Here is a 19,338-nt window from a genome sequence, read left to right as displayed (position 1 = left end):
AGGGGCGGCCTTCGGGCCGCCCTTTTTTGCATCACAACAGCAGTGAATAAATTCCAAAGCGCGTGCTTCAACTTAATAGCACCTGCTCAAAGATCGGCACAAAATCTATACATCAGGATAATTGCCCAACCGGTATCCGATCAGTTGGCTTGGAGTCGGATTCGTTTACGAACCGTTAACGAACCCGGCACAGCTAGCGCTTTGACCTCTACACAACCATTTGTTTTTAATGGGAAAAGTGAGGAATCTTTTTTCACTGGACACAAATCTAACCTAAAAGTATATTACACCCTATATGTATTACCGTTTTCATCCCTATGTTCGGGTTGGAAACACTCCGGCAAATGTGCCGGATAACGGACAACAAGATGTTGCCCAGAGCTGTCCATGTAGGAGATGCGTTATGGCTCTTAACATTATTTCGAACTATGCTGCGAACGTCGCGCACCGCAACCTTTCGGCTTCTGATCAAATGGCGACCCGGTCGCTGTCGAAGCTCTCGTCAGGTACGCGCGTCGTTTCTGCGCGTGATGACGCAGCTTCCATGGCAATCGGTGCGCGTTTGAACGCAACGACTGAGGCCCTTAAAACTGCTTCCGTAAACGTTGGCCAAGCCAACTCGATGCTGCAGATTGCCGACGGCGGCATGGCAACGATCGACAATATTCTGGTCCGGATGAAAACGCTTTCGGTTCAGGCGTCCTCTGGCAACCTGTCCGACACTGAACGCGGTTTCCTCAATGATGAGTTCGTGCAGTTGCGCGAAGAAATTGACCGCATCGCATCCTCAACCAACTTCAACGGCATTCAGCTTCTGGGTGATGGTGGTGATGTTGCCGCCAACTTTGGCGACCTTGCTTCCGGTGGCGGCGGTGCGGCGCTGGTTCCGGCCGCCGGTTTCGATGGCTTTGCCATCACCGACAACAACTACTGGGCGACTGACACCAACGGCACCGTAACCGACAACAGCTTCACGGTCGACATCAATGAAGGCACTGCTGGTCAGGTGATCATGACGGTCAGTGCCACCGTTGATGGCGACAACCGCGTCCAGTCGATTGACGTGACCGACTATGCAACGGACGGTACGACTGCAATCGGAGCTGGCGAAAACGCAACGCTGAACTTTGATGAACTTGGCCTGTCCTTCTCGGTGAACACCAACTTCTCGGCAACGGTCAGCTATGTTGAAAGCGGCACCGCAGGTAGCCGGGACTTCGGCAGCGACGCCACCTTTAACAACGGCGCTGCGACCTTTGACTCGACCGCCAACACTGTCACCATGGAAGCCGATAACGGGCAGACATTGCAGAACTCTATCGAGTTCCAGGTTGGCGCCGGCAATACAGCAAACGACCGCCTGAACATTTCACTTAACTCGGTTGACTCTGATACACTTGGTGCAGGCGCACTGGGCACGCAGGACTCTCTTCTGTCACTGGGTGCAAATGCAATCAGCACCGCTGGCAACGCTCAAAGCGCGGTTGAGGTTGTCACCCGTGCGATTGATGATTTACAGCGCGCACGTGCGGCCGTTGGTACTTACCAGAACCGCCTGGACTTTGCTGGTCAGAACCTTGCGTCTACCCAGGAAAACACTGAATCAGCACGTTCCACCTTGCTTGACCTGGACGTCGCGGCCGAAATGACTGCCTTCACGTCCAAGCAGATCCTGGTTCAGTCGGGTGTCGCAATGTTGGCACAAGCAAACCAGATGCCGCAAAACTTGTTGCGTCTGTTACAGTAACCTAACTCTCGTCCCCCGGCACTGATTGCCGGCAATCGTCTTTTTTAAGTTTCATCCTGCTGTTACAGGATGGCGGCTTTAAGGAGCTGAAAAATGGAAGTCGTAAAAAACTATAGTGCGTCGAGTGGCTCCGGGGGCATCCCCCATGCTGCTGCGAGCGTACCGGAAGTCGCACCAGCCAAAACCAGTGCGGTTTCTTCACCGGTAGCAAAACCGGAAAACAAACCTTCTGCAGTTCCGCAGAAAATGCAGGATGCACTTGCAAGTATGGATCTGCCCGACCTTGCCGATGGTACGGCACGGGTTGAGCTGAACTTTAACCAGGACACCGGCCGCGTCGTGGCAAAAGTTACCGACCGCACCAGCGGTGAAGTCCTGCGTGAACTACCGTCCAAAGAACTGCAGCAACTGTTCTCGCAGATGCGCGAGTATCTCGGCAGCTTTGTCGACGAAGAAATTTAACACAGCGAGTGGGCGCATATAGGCACGGTTCTTGCAGTTCGGTTTGACAAAACATACCGCTAGCAGGCAAAATCAGCCGGGAGCACCCAAGGAGCTACACCAATGAGCAGTCTGAATTTAAATAATATCTATGTTGGCGATAACGGTCGCGTCCAGTTGTCTGGCGGCTCCTCCAACATCGATTTCGTCGACACTGTCGACAAGATGATTGCTGCCCGTCGTATTCCAGCTGACAATCTTGAAAAGCGGATTGAAGCAAACGACGAGAAAATTGCTGCGCTGAAAGAGCTGCAGACGCTTGTTGGTACCCTTAAGGACTCCATGGCGAACCTCTATGGTGCGACCAGCTTCGACAACTCGCGAAACATCTTTGAAGCCAAACAGATTTTTGCTTCCACGAACAACACCACCGAAGCAGGATCTTTAATCGGTGTTGTCGCCTCAAACGCCGCCGAGACCGGAAGCTACAAGTTCGAAATCAACCAAGTCGCAAGCAAGCACAAGCTTTCGAGTAACACCCAGTCTGTCGCGGCAAGCGCTGACGTCACCGGACTTACGGGCACTGGCACATTTACGATAACCGGTGGCACTGGCAGCTCAAGCGTGACCGTCGCGGCTGGTGATACGCTTCAGGACATCCGTGACAAGATCAACAACGTCAAGGATACGACCGGTATTCAGGCTTCGGTCGTCAAGGTTTCAGAAACCGAAAGTACACTGATCCTGACCTCGGTCGATGAGGGCGAGGCCAATCGCATGTCGTTTAGTGACGACACCGGCAGTGTTTTGCAAAGCCTCGGTGTTCTGACAGACCCGACGACAATCAATGCTGCCAACGTTATTGATGATGGCAACAATGCCAGCATCACGCTTGATGGCATCACTGTTACGCGCGGATCCAACGAATTCTCTGATCTTATTGATGGCCTGAGCATCAGCCTCTATGACGCTGAACCGGGCACCGAGATCACGATTGAAATCGAACAGGACCTTAATCAGGCGAAAACGGCAATCCTCAATTTTGTCGAAGCCTATAATGCTGTTCAGACATTCATCAACGAAAAGACTTTCGTTGATCCGACCACTGGCGAGTCCTCGGAAGATGCGGTGTTGCTCGGCAATACGTCTGTCAAAGGCATTGAATCTGCCCTGCAACAGATTGCAGGTTCCTTTGCGAACGGTGTAACCGACAGACCCGACAAGGACGACTATTCGGTCCTGGCAGAAATTGGTCTGGATTTCGTTGCCTATGGCGCGAACGAAGACCCGATGCTCAGCAAAACCATCGATCTTGACGAGGCAGCCCTGAACGAAGCGTTGCTCAACGAACCGCAAGAAGTGATGGAACTGTTCCTGTTCCGCGGGAAGTCTGACAATTCTGACGTCACGATGACCGGCTTTGACGGCAAAACCAATGCCGCAACCTACGAGTTCAACATTGATGCATCCGGCGGTACGATCAACAGCGTCACCTACGATATCACCGTCAATGGCGTGACAACGACCGGCAAGAACGCCGTTGTATCCGGCAACAGTATCCGCACGGCCGACGGTTTGCGCCTGTTTTACGGTGGGGATGCAAATGCATCCGATACAGCGACTGTAACCACCAGCATCGGGATCGGTGCGCAATTCTACTTCGAACTGGATTCTATTCTGGACGAAGAAGACGGTAGTTTGACCCAGGCCATCTCCGATCTGGAAGTCCAGACCACTTCTTACGAAGAAAAAGTTGACCGCATTGACGAACGTCTTACCCGTCAGCGAGAAGTCCTTATGGATCAGTTCATTGCAATGGAATCGGCCCTTGCACGCATGAAGAACATTCAGAGTTCTCTCGACGAATTGATGGCCGCTGGAAAAGATAGTGGTTAACTTTTGTCTGCCATACATGCACACTGAACTCACGCTTAGCATACCAAGGAGTGTCGCATGAACGAACACGCCGCCCATACATACAAGCAACAACAGGTCAATACAGCCACACCGGCAAAGATGGTGTTCATGCTGTTTGAAAAGACCTTGTCGCGCTTGCAGGAGGCGCAACACGCGATTGAGCGGAATGACATTCAGGGCCGTTGCAATGCGAACTGCAGTGCACAGGAACTGATTGCCCATCTTTCGAACACTTTGGATATGGAACAGGGCGGCGAAATCGCCGCAAATCTGGAACGGCTCTATACCCACTGCATGCTCCGTCTGATGGATGTGGATCGAAAAAATGATCCCAACGCCGCAGCAGAAGTGATCAAGCTTCTGACACCACTTCGCGATTCATGGGCCGAGCTTTCTGAGAAAAGCGAAGGTGAACTGCGTCAGGCAGTTTTGACCGCGCAACAAGCACGCCCGGCGCTTACCAACGAAACGGCAACTGCAAGCGAAGAAACAGAACCACAGGCACCGGCGAAAACCGGCCTGTCAATTTCTGCCTGATCCCAAACACCAGGTATCTCGCATCAGATTAAAGACCTCCGAAATTTTCGGAGGTCTTTTTTGTTTTTGGCCTGCTTTTGACCGGGCCCCTAAATCACAGGTTCATTTTTGCCCGGCATTGGCCAAACCCCGCGTAAGGCAAAATCTGCCCTTTCTGCCAAGGCACTGCTAACCTGCTGAAACTATGTAGAAAACGTTAACAATCAAAACTGGCCCGCCACTTGCACATGTTCTGACACTGCTTCCATAAGGACCAAGGTCATGAACAGCTCTGCGATTACAAATAGCGTGATGCCAACTGTCTCCATTCCCGGCACAAACCCTAGCGAACGCAAGGGATCAGGCTTTGGTGATGTCATGGCATCAATCACAGACAACTGGTCTGAGCAAAGTCATCAGGTCAAATACGACGCGGCAAAATCTGCCCAGAAGAATTTCGATGATCGGCGCTCGGATAGGGCTGCCGAAAGATCCGCACGCGACGAACGCAGCATCAATGAGGCGCGTTCCGAAGATCGCCGCGAAGAAGACCCCATCCGCGCATCACATGATGACTACGAAGATCATGATGATCATGCCAAAATCGATGATCCTAAATCCGATGAACCGCGCGACGTGGAAGCCAACTCGGAAGATGATCTCGCTGGCGAGGACATGGAAACTGCCGATGGCGGTGATCGTTCAAACGATAACGAAGCTGCACCTCAGGAAGGGGAAAACACTGCTTCCGCATCCGACGAAACCACATCAGCAGAATCAGATGATACCAAGTCAGACGGCGACAGCCCCCTGACGGCCGACGCTGGCGTGGTCGACCCCAACCAGCCGACACAAGCCGTTCCGCTTCCCGGATCCCCCGAAGCCATTGAATTGGCCAAGGCAGAAGCCGCCAAAATGAAGGCTGCTGGTACTAATGGTGCAGCAAATGCCCAGAATGCAGCCCTGGCAAATGGTCAGGCCGCAACCGGTGCCACCAATGGTAACGCCACTGCGGATAGCACGACAGACGGCTTGATGAATTCAACTGCCCTGTCGCAGCCTGCTGCAGCGTCCTCTGCCAAGATGGCACTGAATGGTGCGGATGCGGGGGCCGGCGATGAAATGTCCTCCGACAAGTTCCTTTCGCGGGTTGTCGATTCAATGACCGGTGACGGCAAAGGTAAAACCGATGCCACCGGCACCACAAACACGGCTACCACCGGCCAGACCAATAATAGCACCCAGCAGGCTTCCGCAGCCAACCCGGCACAAACTGCCCAGGCAGCACAGCAGGCAATGGCCGCAGCAGCCGGACCGAACGCGCAAAACAACCCGACCGCCGCGCAGAATATGTCAACCAGCAGTGCGGTTACCGCAACTGGCGGCACTGAGGCCACAGCAACAGCCAACGGCCAACCGGGAAGTGCCAACAATCTGCATCAGACCAACACGGGTGGTCAGACCGCACACACCGCACGTCAGGCCCACTCGCAACAGGTTCAGCAGCAAGTCGCTGTTTCGGTCCGCAATGCAGCCAGCGAAGGCGTTGACAAGATCTCTGTTCAGCTTCGACCTGAACATCTTGGGCGCGTCGATGTCAAAATGGAAATTGGTCAGGATGGTCGAATCCAGGGTGTCATTCAGGCTGACACACGCGAAACACTCGACATGTTACGTCAGGATTCCCGTGCCTTGCAGCAAGCGCTGAAAGACGCCGGTCTGAATGCAGACAGTCAAAGCTTCACCTTCGAACACAGGAATGAAGGTGGCCAGAGTCAGGAAGGCAACGGCCAATCCCGTATGACCGCCGATCAGGGCAGCAGCCCGGATGAAGGTGATGTCATGAGTGGAACCGAACTCGCCGAACATGTCGCCATTGGCTACGGGATTAATCCCAACGGCCTTGTCGATATCCGGATATAGAAAAGGTAGAGGGCAAATCCCATGACCGTTTCATCCCTGACAAACGTTGGCCTCTCTCAGACCAACACCAATGCCGGTTCAAGCAGCTCTGCCAGTCAGCTAGCGCAAAACTTCGATACGTTTCTGACCCTGCTGACCACACAGCTCAAGAATCAGGATCCGACCTCGCCGATGGAAAGTGACAAATTCACTGACCAGTTGAGCCAGTTCGCCCAGGTTGAGCAAGGCATTCAGAGCAACAAGAACCTCGAAGACCTGCTCGCAATGCAGGGACAGCAGCGTCAGCTCTCTGCCCTGTCTTATGTCGGTGCGCAGATCGAGGCAGTTGGTGACACCAACTGGCGCGACGAAGGCGAAGAGCTCACCTACAAATACAATGTCGCGCCAGAAGTTCCCCGTATGAAACTGCAAATTCAGGATCAAAGCGGCAAAACGATCTACTCCGAAGAACTCACCGATGTTTCTGGCCTCCAGACCTTTACCTGGGATGGCAAAAACAACAACGGTGTTGAACAGGACGCAGGTGCCTACACGCTGGTTGTTCAACCGATGGCCGCAAACGGTGACACCTTCAAGGATGACAAAGGCAGACCCGCCTCTGTCGCGATTGGCATCATCGGTACTGTCGACAGTGTCGATATCGACGATACAGACATCTATCTCCGTCTTGGCGATGTCTCTGTGCCGTTCTCGACGCTCACCAACGTCAAGTTGGGCGCGAACAGCACCGATACTGGCACTGACAATACCGATAATACTGATAATACCGGGGATAACTCCGGATCTGAACAGCAGGAAGAAGCCGCCTAGGGCATTCATCCGGATTTGATCAACACCCTGTGAAACAGGAGAAGAAAAATGAGCCTTTTTGGTGCAATGATTTCCGGTGTCTCCGGCCTGAATGCCCAGTCTCAGAACCTGGGCGTCATCTCGGACAACATCTCGAACCTAAACACGATCGGTTACAAGGGAACCATCGGTCGTTTCTCGACCCTTGTAACTGAATCTGCCACAGATACCCGCTACACGCCTGGTGGCGTTCGGTTCCATCCGACCGCCCTGATCAGCAAGCAGGGTCTGTTGCAAGCAACCTCGTCAACCACGGCAGCAGCCATTTCTGGTGATGGTTTCTTCATCGTTCGTGGTACTGCAAACCCTGGCACAAACGACGAACTGTTCTTTACACGTGCTGGCGACTTCAAGCCGGATGATGACGGCTATCTGCGCAACACTGCGGGCTATTATGTTCAGGGTTGGGCTACTGACCGTGATGGCGGCCTTCTTGATGGAAACGGCAACGCCACAACGTCAAACAGCTCGGCTGTGACCGACCTTCAGGTTCTTGATATCAACTCGATTCTGACGGCTGCCGCATCGACCACTACTATCGAATTCGGTGCCAACCTGAACTCTGACGAAACGGCTGTTACCGGTGGCACCAATGTCTCGACAACGGCAGGTCTTGACTACGACACGACCCTTCTTGACGGGTTCGGCGGCATTTCTGCTGGTGACAGTTTTGATATCACCCATGAGGGAACGACAACAACCATTACTATCACTGCTGCGGATACACTCGCAACTCTCGCGGCCAAGATCAGTGCTGTGACTGGCATATCGGCCACGACGACCACCACTGGCACCAATGATACCATGACGCTGACCGGCGCCTTTGCCGATCAGAATGTCACCATTACAAACAACAACAATACCCCGCTTACTGCCCTTGGCTTTACCGGGCCGTTCCCGGCGACCCTTGCTTCCACTTATTCAGCGGGTGATCTCGCAAGTGGAACCGTTGCCGAAGATAACACCATGCCGGTTACCATCTATGACTCCCTTGGTTCCGCACACACTGTAAACCTTCAGGTTGTCAAACTCGGTCAAAACCGCTGGGGCTTCGAACTTACAGGAAATACTACAACTGGTGAGCTTGATGCCACCGACCACCCGAACGGCCTGATCCAGGCCGGTACGATTACATTCGACGGTTCTGGTAACTTGCAGAGCTTTACAGGTGTTCAGGCGACTGTCGGCGCGACGACCGTCGGTGTGAACGGAAGCCTCGTCGATACCAACATCTCGGCTGAATGGACCAATGGTTCAGACGCAAGCTCTTTCACCCTTGATTTTGGTACCATTGGTCTTGGTAACGGCATTACCCAGTTCGCCGCCGGTTCGGATGCGAACGGGAACCTTGTCGAATACACCACCCACTTCATCAACCAGAACGGTGCACAGGCCGGGACCATGGTGAACTATGCCTTCACCGAGGACGGCTTCCTGCAGGTGGAATTCGCAAACGGTGTGAAACGCCCGGTCTACAAGTTGGCGATCGCAACGTTCGAAGCCCCTGATGAAATGGAAAACCACACTGGTAACGTTTATCGCCAGACACGTGAGTCAGGTGATTACCTGCTGCGTGAACCGGGCCTGAACGGGGCGGGTAACGTTGTCGCATCTGCGCTTGAAGGGTCCAACGTCGATCTTGGCGAGGAATTCACCAACATGATCGTTACCCAGCGCGCCTATTCCGCGAACACCAAGACGATCACCACGACCGATGAAATGCTCGACGAGCTGATCCGTATCAAACGGTAATTGACATCTGTTTCAGGGCGTTAGCCCGCCCTGAAACATATTGCACCAATAGAGACTCGCCCGGCACAATTGCCGGGCTTCTTTTTGCCCGATTGACTCACTACATTAAGGGCAGAACAATTCGGTCATCAAATATCCAAGCGATTCAAATCACTGATAAATTTGAATCCGATGACTGGGCAAAAATTGCCGGTTGTTAACCTGTTCTTCAGCATGGAGAACTATTCGTTGTTAATGCTGGTCGTATTCCGCACGGATCGATCCGCATGGGGACAGTGGTAAATTTTCGTTTCGGAGCAGTCGAACGTGGGCGGCTTGTTACAAACACTCAAGGGTCTGGGACCGACGCGGCTGATGGCTATCAGTGGCGTGGGCGTGCTGTTGCTTGTCTTCTTTGCATTCCTGATCATGCGTGTTTCAGCCCCGAATATGGAACTGCTCTATCGCGATCTGGATCCGGCAGACGCCAGCCAGATCGTCAATCGCCTCGAAGACCAGCAGGTTCAGTACCAGTTGCTCAACAACGGTACCGAAATTCTTGTCCCGGCCGATCAGGTCAACCGCATGCGTCTGACCATGGCCGAAAGCGGCCTGCCGACCGGCGGCTCTGTCGGGTACGAAGTATTTGACAATTCCGACGGCTTTGGCGCCACCAGTTTCGAACAGAACATCAACCATGTTCGCGCCCTTGAAGGCGAGCTGGCCCGCACGATCGCATCCATTCAGGCGATCCAGCAGGCACGTGTTCATCTGGTTCTGCCAAAACGTCAGATGTTCTCACGTGAAACCCAGGAAGCCAGTGCCTCTATCGCGGTCAAGATGGCCGGTGGCGAACTGAAACCTGAACAGGTTGTCGCAATCCAGCATCTTGTGGCTGCTGCGGTACCCCAGCTTGATCCGGGCAAGGTATCGATCATTGATGAACGCGGCCGGTTGCTTGCGCGCGGTGATGGCGAACAACAGTCGTCGACATTCCTGACCCAGACCGCCGATGAAATGCGCATTCGCACCGAAAGCCGCCTGCGCAATACCATCGAAGATCTTCTGTCGCGCTCCCTTGGTTACGGCGAAGTCCGCGCCGAAGTCTCGGTCGAAATGGACTTCAACAAGATTACGACCGCCAATGAGCGGTTTAATCCGGATGAGCGCGTCATTCGTTCCAGCCAGACGATTGAAGAAAACGCGACCAATTCCGAGACCGAGGGCACCGATCCGGTAACGCTTCAGAACAATCTGCCGGATGCCAATTTTGATGCCGCCAACGGTGCAGGAACCCAAAGTCAGGAAAGCCGCACCGAAGAAACGGTCAATTACGAGATTTCCAAAACAACCACCACGCAGATCAAGGAAATTGGCGAGATTTCGCGTGTGACGGTTGCCGTCCTTGTTGATGGCACCTACACCACTGATGAAAATGGCGAGCGCCTGTATCAGGAACGCTCCCCGGAAGACCTTGAAAAGATCGCAGCACTCGTGCGCAGTGCCATCGGCTATGACCCGCAACGCAGCGATCAGGTCGAGGTCATCAACATGCAGTTTGCTGATACTGCCGACCTGTTCCCGGATGAAGAGATCGAGACGTTCCTTGGTCTCGACAAGGCTGAGATCTTCCGCATCGCCGAAATGCTGGTGCTGGCGATTGTTGCCATCCTCGTCATCCTGCTGGTGGTACGCCCGCTTCTGACCCGTGCGTTCGAAACTCTGCCGAGTGCGGCGGATATGGCACAGCGTCAGCTTCTCGCCGATGACATGACCGCCGATGGCACGCCGGCCCTTGAAGGTCCGGCACCCGTTCCGATGGCACCTGGCATGGATGACGGCGAAGAACTGATCAACCTGTCGCAGGTTGAAGGTCGCGTGAAAGCATCCTCGGTCAAGAAGATTGGCGAGATCGTGGAGAAACACCCGGAAGAAGCTCTCTCGATCATTCGCAACTGGCTGTATCAGGAGAGCTAATTCTCCTGACAGTTATCGGCTCACTGGCAGCCGCAGGGCTGCCTTCCTTTTGTTGCTCAAGGCGTTTTAGCAGTTCGATATGACGGCCATTGAAAAGTTCACATTCTCACTCAGCTTCGACGATGCCGACAACGTAATCCGTTCGGCAGGCAAAGAGGATGAGCATTACGAACTGAGTACGAAAAAGAAGAAAAAGAAAGAAGAAGAAGCCCCTCCGCCCCCGCCGCCTGTCTATACTGAGGAACAGGGCGCACAGATGGTCGCCGATGCCGAAAAGCGCGGCCACGAACAGGGTTTTGCCGAAGGTCACAAACAAGGCTATGACGAAGCCCACCAGCAAATCATGGCGTCGCTTGAAAAGGCGGTTGGCGATGTGGAATCCGAAATCGCCGAAAAGCTCGCCCAGATTGACGAGCAGCAAAAGCGCGCTAACGCCAAGATCAACGAAGATGCCATTCACGTTGCCCTTGGTGTCCTTCGCAAGCTGGCCCCGGCCTGGTCGAAACAATACCAGATGACCGAAATCGAAGACATTGTTCGGCAATGTCTTGCCAACCTGTTTGAAGCGCCGAAAGTCATGATCAAGGTCAATCCCGACCTTGAAACAGAAGTTGGTGCCGCAGCCCAGCGCATTGCAGAGTCCCGTGGATTTTCCGGCAAGGTTGTTGTGGTTGGCGAACCGGACGTCGCAATGGGTGATTGTCAGGTATCCTGGGGCGATGGCACGGCTGTTCGCGACAGTGCGCGGATATGGTCGGAAATCAACGCGATCATCGACAACGCATTGACCCTGCATGCCAACGACCATGATCTGCCCGAAAGCGATATGGGCGATCCCGAAATTCAGGAAAGCCGCCTCGCCCCCGAGGCGAAAGCCCCGGCACAGCCTTCTGCACCGGTTCAGCCAAGCGGACCAGCACCGGATCAGGCCGAAACCGTAAATCAGATCACACCCGAAATGCCATCCGCCGCAGAACCAACTGAGCCCGGCTCTGATACGCAAGAAGGCGATGGCACCGCGGCGCGGAATATGCAAACATTGCAAGAAGATACGAAGGCTGAATCGGCAACCACCGATGGCGCGATGCACGGACCTGAAACGGACACGACACCGCCGCCACAGCCGACACCGGAACCAAACATTACAGATCAGGCGGAAAACAAGCCTGAACCACAAAAAGACCAGACAACGGCGACAGCGCAAGGCTCTGCACAGCCCGGTAATTCCGGCCCGGAAACCGAACAGACGGCTGCGCAGGAAGACCCGACGACCACAGCCGATGAAACGGCTGCTGTGAAGCAACCGACCAGAGACGCAGGAGACGAAAATGGCTGATGATGACGATCTGGAACTCTCGGAGCTCGACGACGATAACATCGAACTCGAGGGCGAAGGGACCGAACTTCTTGCTGCGGCCGAAGCCGGCAGCGAGCAGATGAAGACCTCCAAGGATCTCGAAGCCGTGTACGATATTCCCGTTCAGGTTTCCGCAGTTCTTGGCAAAGCAACCATGCAAGTCAGCCAATTGCTGAAACTTGGTCGTGGTGCCGTGGTAGAGCTTGACCGTAAAGTTGGTGAAGCTATTGATATCTATGTGAACAACCGTCTCGTCGCACGCGGCGAGGTGGTGGTCGTGGAAGACCGGCTTGGTGTGACCATGACGGAAATCATCAAATCCGAGAAAAGCTAACGTAAGAGAGGATATCCGACTATGGCCGAAGGGGGGACTAAAACGTCGTTTGACATTGCGACAGTCGGGGGACTGGCCATTGGCTTTGCGTTGGTGATTGCTGCAATCATCTTTGGTGGATCGCCGGGTGCGTTTATCGATATCCCCTCTGTCCTGATTGTTATCGGCGGTACAGCAGCCATTACTGCTGTCAGCTTTGCGCTGGGCGAGTTTCTCGGCTCTGGCAAAGTGCTGATGCGTACGATTTTCCACAAATCGCGCAATCCGGCGGATGCGGCACTTCAAATTCTTCAGCTTGCCGAAATCGCCCGTAAAGGTGGCGTGCTGTCTCTTCAGGGGCATCTTGATAGCCTGCAAAGCGAAGAATACCTTTGGAAAGGCTTGTCGCTTGTCGTTGACGGCACCCCGCCCGAGGAAGTCGAAGCCATCATGCGCAAGGACATGAACGCCACCATCGGCCGCCACCAGAAAGGTGCCAACATCATGAAAAAAGCCGGTGACGTTGCACCGGCAATGGGTCTGATCGGAACGCTGATCGGTCTGGTGCAGATGCTTGGCAACCTTGATGATCCGTCATCGATTGGTCCGTCGATGGCTGTTGCGCTTTTGACGACCTTCTATGGCGCGGTTCTGGCCAACATGGTGTTCATGCCGCTTGCCGGTAAGCTTGAACGCAACTCCAGCGACGAGGAACTTTTGAATTCGGTCTACATGGTTGGTGCTGTTTCCATCGGTCGACAGGAAAACCCCCGTCGTCTGGAAATGCTGATCAACTCGATCCTGCCGCCGTCAAAACGCGTCAGCTACTTCGATTGATAGTGAATGTGAATATGGTGGTTCTGGCGCATCAACGCTCTTGTGATGCGCCGGGTCCCCGAAACTGATCGGAAAGAGATGATACGATGCAGGTACTGATCGTTGGTGGACTGGGCGGACAGATAGGCGCAGCCAGCAAGATCGCAATGGCGCGCGGCGCTTCGGTCCAGTTGGCCGAAAGTGTCACGACTGCGCTTAACATCCTGCGGGCGGGCAACCGGATTGATCTGGTTATGGCTGATATCACCCTTGATGTCGCCGCCCTGATTGAAGGTATGGTTGCCGAACGCATCACGACCCCGGTGGTCGCGTGTGGCATCGGCAATGACGTCAATGGTGCAGTCAATGCGATTAAGGCAGGTGCCCAGGAATTCATCCCCCTGCCCCCCGAAGCCGATTTGATTGCCGCAATTTTCGAAGCCGTCACCGAAGAAAGCCACGCGCTGATCCATCGCGATGCGCGCATGGCCGAGACGCTCCGACTGGCAAGTCAGGTGGCCAACAGTTCGGCATCCATCCTGATCACGGGCGAAAGCGGCACCGGTAAGGAAATCATTTCGCGCTATGTGCACCGCAAGTCCAATCGTTCGGACAAGCCGTTCGTTGCGGTCAACTGCGCGGCCATCCCCGACAACCTTCTTGAATCCGAACTGTTTGGCCATGAAAAGGGCGCCTTTACCGGTGCCCAGGCACGACGTATCGGCAAGTTCGAAGAAGCCAACGGCGGCACCCTTTTGCTTGATGAAATCAGCGAAATGGATGTGCGCCTTCAGGCAAAGCTTCTCCGTGCCATTCAGGAAAAGGAAATTGACCGGCTTGGCGGCAAAAGCCCGGTCAAGGTCGATGTCCGCATTCTTGCGACCTCAAACCGCAATCTTGAGGCCGAAGTCAATGCCGGCAACTTCCGCGAGGATTTGTATTTCCGCCTGAACGTGGTCAATCTTGATATCCCGTCACTGCGTGAACGTCCCGATGATATCCCGGTTTTGGCCGAGTTCTTTGTCAAAAAATACTCTGATGCCAATGATGTTCCCATCCGCCCGATCAGCCCGCTTGCGATCCAGCGCCTGCTGTCTCACCATTGGCGGGGCAATGTCCGCGAACTTGAAAACACCATGCATCGCGCGGTTCTGATCGCCGGTCCCGATGAAATCGGGCCAGAAGCCATCATGCTGTCTGGCGAAAGCAACGCACCTGCCCCGGCAGCCGCAGCCCCCGTATCGCAGGCCCCGGCACCATCTGCATCTGCACCAGCCCCGTCTACGACGGCACGCGCCAGTTCGGCCTATGCCAGTGCCAATGCCGCCTATGGCGCAGCATCATCGGCCTATCAACCCAGCGCACCGGCTCCTGCCCCATCCGCACCGGCGCATGAGGCTCCTTCTCGGGATGATGACGCAGACAGCGGCGATGACGGTGCATCCGATGAAAGCACGGCTGGAAACGGTTCTGTGACCTCGGCACTTGTCGGGCGCACTGTTGCTGATGTCGAACGTGATCTGATCATTGATACGCTCAAGCATTGCTTTGGCAACCGGACCCATGCGGCCAACATTCTTGGCATTTCCATCCGGACCCTGCGCAACAAGCTGCGCCAGTATACCGACGAAGGACTTGCTGTACCGGCCCCGGGCGACGGTCACGACTGAACATGAAATTTCGGCGCGCTGTCCCCATCTTCAAGGCAGGTAAAGGCGCAACGAACACCGAGCAAGCAACAGGATAACAAGCAAAGACAATGGCCGAAGGTCAAGACATCACACCGACTGGTTCCGGCGGTTCTGACGGCCCCGGCGGCGGTGCGCCGGGCGGGTTAAATCTCGGCGCCATTCAGTCGCGTGTCGCTTCGGCCATGAAACGTGGCGATATCGCCATGGCGCTCGGCTTTATCATGATCCTTGTGGTCATGATGTTCCCGATGCCGCCCTGGCTGCTTGATTTCATGCTGGCCCTTTCGATCAGCTTCTCTGTGCTGATCCTGATGACATCGCTGTTCATCCAGAAGCCGCTTGAATTCAACTCTTTCCCGACGATCCTTCTGGTGGCGACGTCGCTCAGACTTGCGCTGAACATTGCGACAACCCGACTGATCCTTGGCTATGGGCACGAAGGGACGCACGCCGCCGGTGCGGTGATCGAGGCCTTTGGCAGCTTCCTGATTTCGGGCAATTTCGTCATCGGGATTATCGTCTTTGCCATCCTTGTCATCATCAACTTTGTCGTTATCACCAAGGGTTCCGGCCGTATTGCCGAGGTCGCAGCACGCTTTACCCTTGATGCAATGCCCGGCAAACAGATGGCGATTGACGCCGACCTGTCATCAGGCCTGATCAATGAAGAACAGGCAAAGGCCCGCCGTAAGGAACTTGAAGATGAAAGTTCCTTCTTCGGGTCGATGGATGGTGCATCAAAATTTGTCCGTGGTGATGCGGTTGCCGGTATTCTGATTACTTTTATCAACGTGATTGGCGGTATCATCATCGGCACCGCCCAGATGGGCCTTTCCCTTGCCGAGGCAACCGAGACCTACACGATCCTGACCGTTGGTGATGGTCTGGTGTCCCAGATCCCGGCTCTGATCGTTTCGACCGCAGCAGGCCTTCTGGTCACCAAGGGTGGCCTTGATGGCGCAACCGAGAAGGCCGTTTTCGGGCAGGTCAGTAACTATCCGGCGGCCCTTGGCGTTGCTGCCGCCCTGATGGGGGGCATGTCCCTTCTGCCGGGCATTCCGATGATCTGGTTCCTCGGATTGGCGATCGGGTTGGGGTATCTCGCCTACTACATGAGCAAACGCCAGAACGCAGCCGTTGCCGAAGAACAGATGAAAGAAACCCAGGCCGCGGCCGATGCCGCTGGCCCACCGCCAGAAGAACCCATCGCCAATGCCTTGCGCATGGACTATGTGCGTCTTGAACTTGGCTATGGCTTGTTATCGCTGATCAGTACTGAACGCGGCCAGAAACTGACCGATCAGATCAAGGCACTGCGTCGCCAGCTTGCCGGTGATATGGGCTTTGTCATGCCGTCGGTACGCATTCAGGACAACATGCAACTGCCCGCCAACACCTATGTGCTGCGCGTCAAGGAGATCGAGGCAGGCCGCGGTGATCTGCGCCCGAACATGTTGCTCGTGATGGATCCGCGCGGCGAGGAAATTACCCTGTCTGGCGAAAAGACGATGGAGCCGACCTTCAACCTGCCGGCCATGTGGATCGAACAGGGCATGAAGGAAGAGGCAATGTTCCGTGGCTATACGGTGGTTGATCCGCAAACCGTGATCACGACGCATATTACCGAAGTGATCAAGGATCACATGCCCGAACTGCTGTCTTATGCCGAAACGCAAAAGCTGCTTGATGAACTTGATGAAGACCAGAAAAAACTGGTCGAGGACATCGTTCCCGGTCAGGTTTCGGTTGGCGGTGTTCAGCGCGTATTGCAGAACCTTTTGACCGAACGCGTTTCCATCCGCGATCTGCCGACCATCCTTGAAGGCATTGCAGAATCAACCGCCTTTACCCGCAATCCGACCTTCATGACCGAACATGTCCGGTCACGCCTGGCCCGTCAGTTGTCAGATGTGAATACCAATCAGGACGGCGTCATTCCGCTGGTGACCATGTCGCCGCAGTGGGAACAGATCTTTGCCGAAAGCCTGGTTGGTCAGGGCGAGGAAAAGCAGCTTTCCATTCCGCCAAGCCAGCTTCAGGAATTCATCAACAAGGTCAGAACGACGTTCGAGCGCCTTGGCATGATGGGCGAAAGCCCGGTCCTTCTGACCAGCCCGGGCATCCGGCCATATGTGCGATCCATCGTCGAGCGTTTCCGACCAAGCACCGTGGTGATGTCGCAAAACGAAATCCACCCCAAGGCACAGCTGAAAACGCTGGGGCAGGTGTGATGGCGATGATCAAGCAAACCGCCCTGCTTGCGGAAATGACAAACCGGGGGGAACTGAATGCGTCTTAAGACCTTCACTGCCCCGACCATGACCGAGGCGATGGCGCTTGTTAAAGAGCACATGGGCACTGATGCCATCATCGTCTCAACACAGGATATCCCCGGCAGTGGTGTGCGCCTGACGGCCGCCCTTGATCGTGATCCCGACTATGGCGATGACGACGGCCCGGCCCCCGCCCTTCAGGAACAGCTTGATGCGGTTGAGGCCGCCCTGACGCGGCATAATTTGCCGGAACGGTTGCGCATTCGCCTGTGTGATCTGATGGGGCGCGAAACGGCTGCTGCATCCGAGCAACAATTGTTGGCCGGTGCGCTTGATGAAATCTTTGATTTCTCCCCACTACCCGAAAAAAATACGCCGCGCGCGCTGGCCTTCGTTGGCCCGCCCGGATCGGGCAAAACACTGGCGGTTGCCAAAACCGCGGCACGTGCGGTGATGAAAAAACGCAAAGTTGCTGTTCTTTCAACCGATTACAAACGTGCCGGTGGCATGGCCCAGCTTGAGGCCTTTACGAGAATTCTCAAGATTGATCTGCTTGCGGCGAAATCACCGGACGATCTCAAGGCGCGCTTTGGCGAAATCCGCGAAGCTGATGTCATCCTGATCGATACGGCAAGCTGCAACCCCTATCTTGAAACCGAAATTGGCACGCTTCGTGAATTCATGAAAGCGGTGCCGAGTGAACCGGTGCTGGTGAACCCTGCGGGGATTGATGCCTATGAGGCGGCTGACATTGCCAATGCCTTTGCCGATGGTGGCGCAACACGTGTCGTGATCTCGCGACTTGATGTTGCCGCCCGACTTGGCGGTGCGCTATATGGAGCCGATTCAGGAAATCTTTCCCTTTGTAATGTCAGTATGACAGCCCAGGTTGCGGACGGCCTCACCGCCCTTAGTCCCCTTGCCTTGGCAAAACTTCTGATACCGTCCCATCGCGCTGATACCGCGAAACCGAGCTTCTCCGAGGTCGTGAAATGACTACCAAGTCTGATGCATCACCCAAATCTGCCCCGCGGGCCAAAGGCCGCAATGTCCTTGCAGTTGCATCTGGCAAAGGCGGCGTTGGCAAGACCTGGTTTTCCATTACGCTCACCCATGCGATGGTTCTCGAAGGTCACAAGACCCTTTTGTTTGACGGTGACCTTGGCTTGGCCAACATCGACATTCAGCTTGGCCTGATGCCGAAATATGATCTGGGCGGCGTGATTGCCGGGCGGATCAGCCTGAAAGACGCGGTAACCCACTTCCCCGATGGCGATTTTGATATCATTGCCGGGCGCAGCGGGTCAGGCAGCCTTGCCAACCTGCCGGCCACCCGGCTTCAGGCGCTGTCGGACGAACTGCTCCAGACCGGCAAGGAATATGATAAGGTATTGATCGATCTTGGTGCCGGTGTTGATCAGGGCGTGCGTCAGATGACCGGCCTTGCCAATACGGTGATTGTGATTACCAACGGCGATCCGACGTCTTTGACCGACGCCTATGCCTTTATCAAGATCACCCATATGGCCCGCCCGAAAACCGATATCCGGGTGGTGGTCAATATGGCCAAGGACAAGAAAGAAGGTCAGGCGATCTACAACAAGCTACTCAAGGCGTGCGAGGGCTTCTTGAAAATTTCGCCGCCGTTGCTTGGCGTTATTCGTGCGGATTCCAAGGTATCGGAATGCATTCGCAACCAGACGCCGCTTCTGACCCGTCATCCGAACTGCGATGCCGCCCAGGATATAGAGGCAATCGCCCAAACCCTTCTTGAGGAGTAGGTTGTC

The 19,338-nt window shown here is 54.9% G+C and carries 15 protein-coding genes; all 15 read left to right on the top strand.

Translation table 11 applies throughout. The features are described from left to right. Positions 1 to 403 precede the first annotated feature (403 nt). Complete coding sequence (locus TH2_RS16850; protein ID WP_008891647.1) at positions 404 to 1,747, top strand: flagellin N-terminal helical domain-containing protein; 1,344 nt, start codon at positions 404 to 406, stop codon at positions 1,745 to 1,747. 93 nt (positions 1,748 to 1,840) lie between these two features. Continuing rightward, a complete protein-coding gene (locus TH2_RS16845) occupies positions 1,841 to 2,209 on the top strand; it encodes a flagellar protein FlaG (RefSeq protein WP_008891646.1) in 369 nt (122 codons plus the stop codon). Between the two features lie 102 nt (positions 2,210 to 2,311). Then, on the top strand, positions 2,312 to 4,084 hold the full coding sequence (fliD, locus tag TH2_RS16840) for a flagellar filament capping protein FliD (RefSeq protein WP_008891645.1): 1,773 nt from the start codon (positions 2,312 to 2,314) through the stop codon (positions 4,082 to 4,084). 57 nt (positions 4,085 to 4,141) lie between these two features. Next, entirely contained in the window at positions 4,142 to 4,642 is a 501-nt protein-coding gene (gene fliS, locus TH2_RS16835) for a flagellar export chaperone FliS (RefSeq protein ID WP_008891644.1), read from the top strand. 261 nt (positions 4,643 to 4,903) lie between these two features. Then, on the top strand, positions 4,904 to 6,544 hold the full coding sequence (locus TH2_RS16830) for a flagellar hook-length control protein FliK (RefSeq protein ID WP_008891643.1): 1,641 nt from the start codon (positions 4,904 to 4,906) through the stop codon (positions 6,542 to 6,544). A gap of 21 nt (positions 6,545 to 6,565) precedes the next feature. Next, a complete protein-coding gene (locus TH2_RS16825; protein ID WP_008891642.1) occupies positions 6,566 to 7,354 on the top strand; it encodes a flagellar hook capping FlgD N-terminal domain-containing protein in 789 nt (262 codons plus the stop codon). A gap of 48 nt (positions 7,355 to 7,402) precedes the next feature. Beyond that, entirely contained in the window at positions 7,403 to 9,145 is a 1,743-nt protein-coding gene (locus TH2_RS16820) for a flagellar hook protein FlgE (RefSeq protein WP_008891641.1), read from the top strand. Between the two features lie 354 nt (positions 9,146 to 9,499). Beyond that, positions 9,500 to 11,101, top strand: coding sequence for a flagellar basal-body MS-ring/collar protein FliF (fliF, locus tag TH2_RS16815; RefSeq protein WP_008891640.1), 1,602 nt, complete (start codon positions 9,500 to 9,502; stop codon positions 11,099 to 11,101). A gap of 79 nt (positions 11,102 to 11,180) precedes the next feature. Continuing rightward, positions 11,181 to 12,437 (top strand): FliH/SctL family protein, encoded by a 1,257-nt coding sequence (locus TH2_RS16810; protein ID WP_008891639.1) that lies wholly within the window; start codon positions 11,181 to 11,183, stop codon positions 12,435 to 12,437. Next, positions 12,430 to 12,792 (top strand): flagellar motor switch protein FliN, encoded by a 363-nt coding sequence (gene fliN / locus TH2_RS16805; protein WP_008891638.1) that lies wholly within the window; start codon positions 12,430 to 12,432, stop codon positions 12,790 to 12,792. The genes TH2_RS16810 and fliN overlap by 8 nt, the downstream gene beginning before the upstream one ends. A 21-nt stretch (positions 12,793 to 12,813) precedes the next feature. Further along, positions 12,814 to 13,608: a motility protein A gene (locus tag TH2_RS16800; protein ID WP_008891637.1), complete on the top strand. Its 795-nt coding sequence runs from the start codon at positions 12,814 to 12,816 to the stop codon at positions 13,606 to 13,608. An 86-nt stretch (positions 13,609 to 13,694) separates the two neighbouring features. Next, positions 13,695 to 15,257: a sigma-54-dependent transcriptional regulator gene (locus TH2_RS16795; protein WP_008891636.1), complete on the top strand. Its 1,563-nt coding sequence runs from the start codon at positions 13,695 to 13,697 to the stop codon at positions 15,255 to 15,257. A gap of 89 nt (positions 15,258 to 15,346) precedes the next feature. Beyond that, positions 15,347 to 17,509: a flagellar biosynthesis protein FlhA gene (gene flhA, locus TH2_RS16790; protein ID WP_008891635.1), complete on the top strand. Its 2,163-nt coding sequence runs from the start codon at positions 15,347 to 15,349 to the stop codon at positions 17,507 to 17,509. A 57-nt stretch (positions 17,510 to 17,566) separates the two neighbouring features. Beyond that, positions 17,567 to 18,547, top strand: coding sequence for a flagellar biosynthesis protein FlhF (locus TH2_RS16785; protein WP_008891634.1), 981 nt, complete (start codon positions 17,567 to 17,569; stop codon positions 18,545 to 18,547). Further along, positions 18,544 to 19,332, top strand: coding sequence for a MinD/ParA family protein (locus TH2_RS16780; protein ID WP_008891633.1), 789 nt, complete (start codon positions 18,544 to 18,546; stop codon positions 19,330 to 19,332). Before TH2_RS16785 ends, TH2_RS16780 begins: the two co-directional genes overlap by 4 nt. Positions 19,333 to 19,338 lie beyond the last annotated feature (6 nt).

Origin of the sequence: Thalassospira profundimaris WP0211, assembly GCF_000300275.1 — a bacterium.
GTDB lineage: Bacteria > Pseudomonadota > Alphaproteobacteria > Rhodospirillales > Thalassospiraceae > Thalassospira > Thalassospira profundimaris.
Note: the sequence above shows the minus strand (reverse complement) of the source record. Positions and strands in the feature narration are given on the sequence as shown.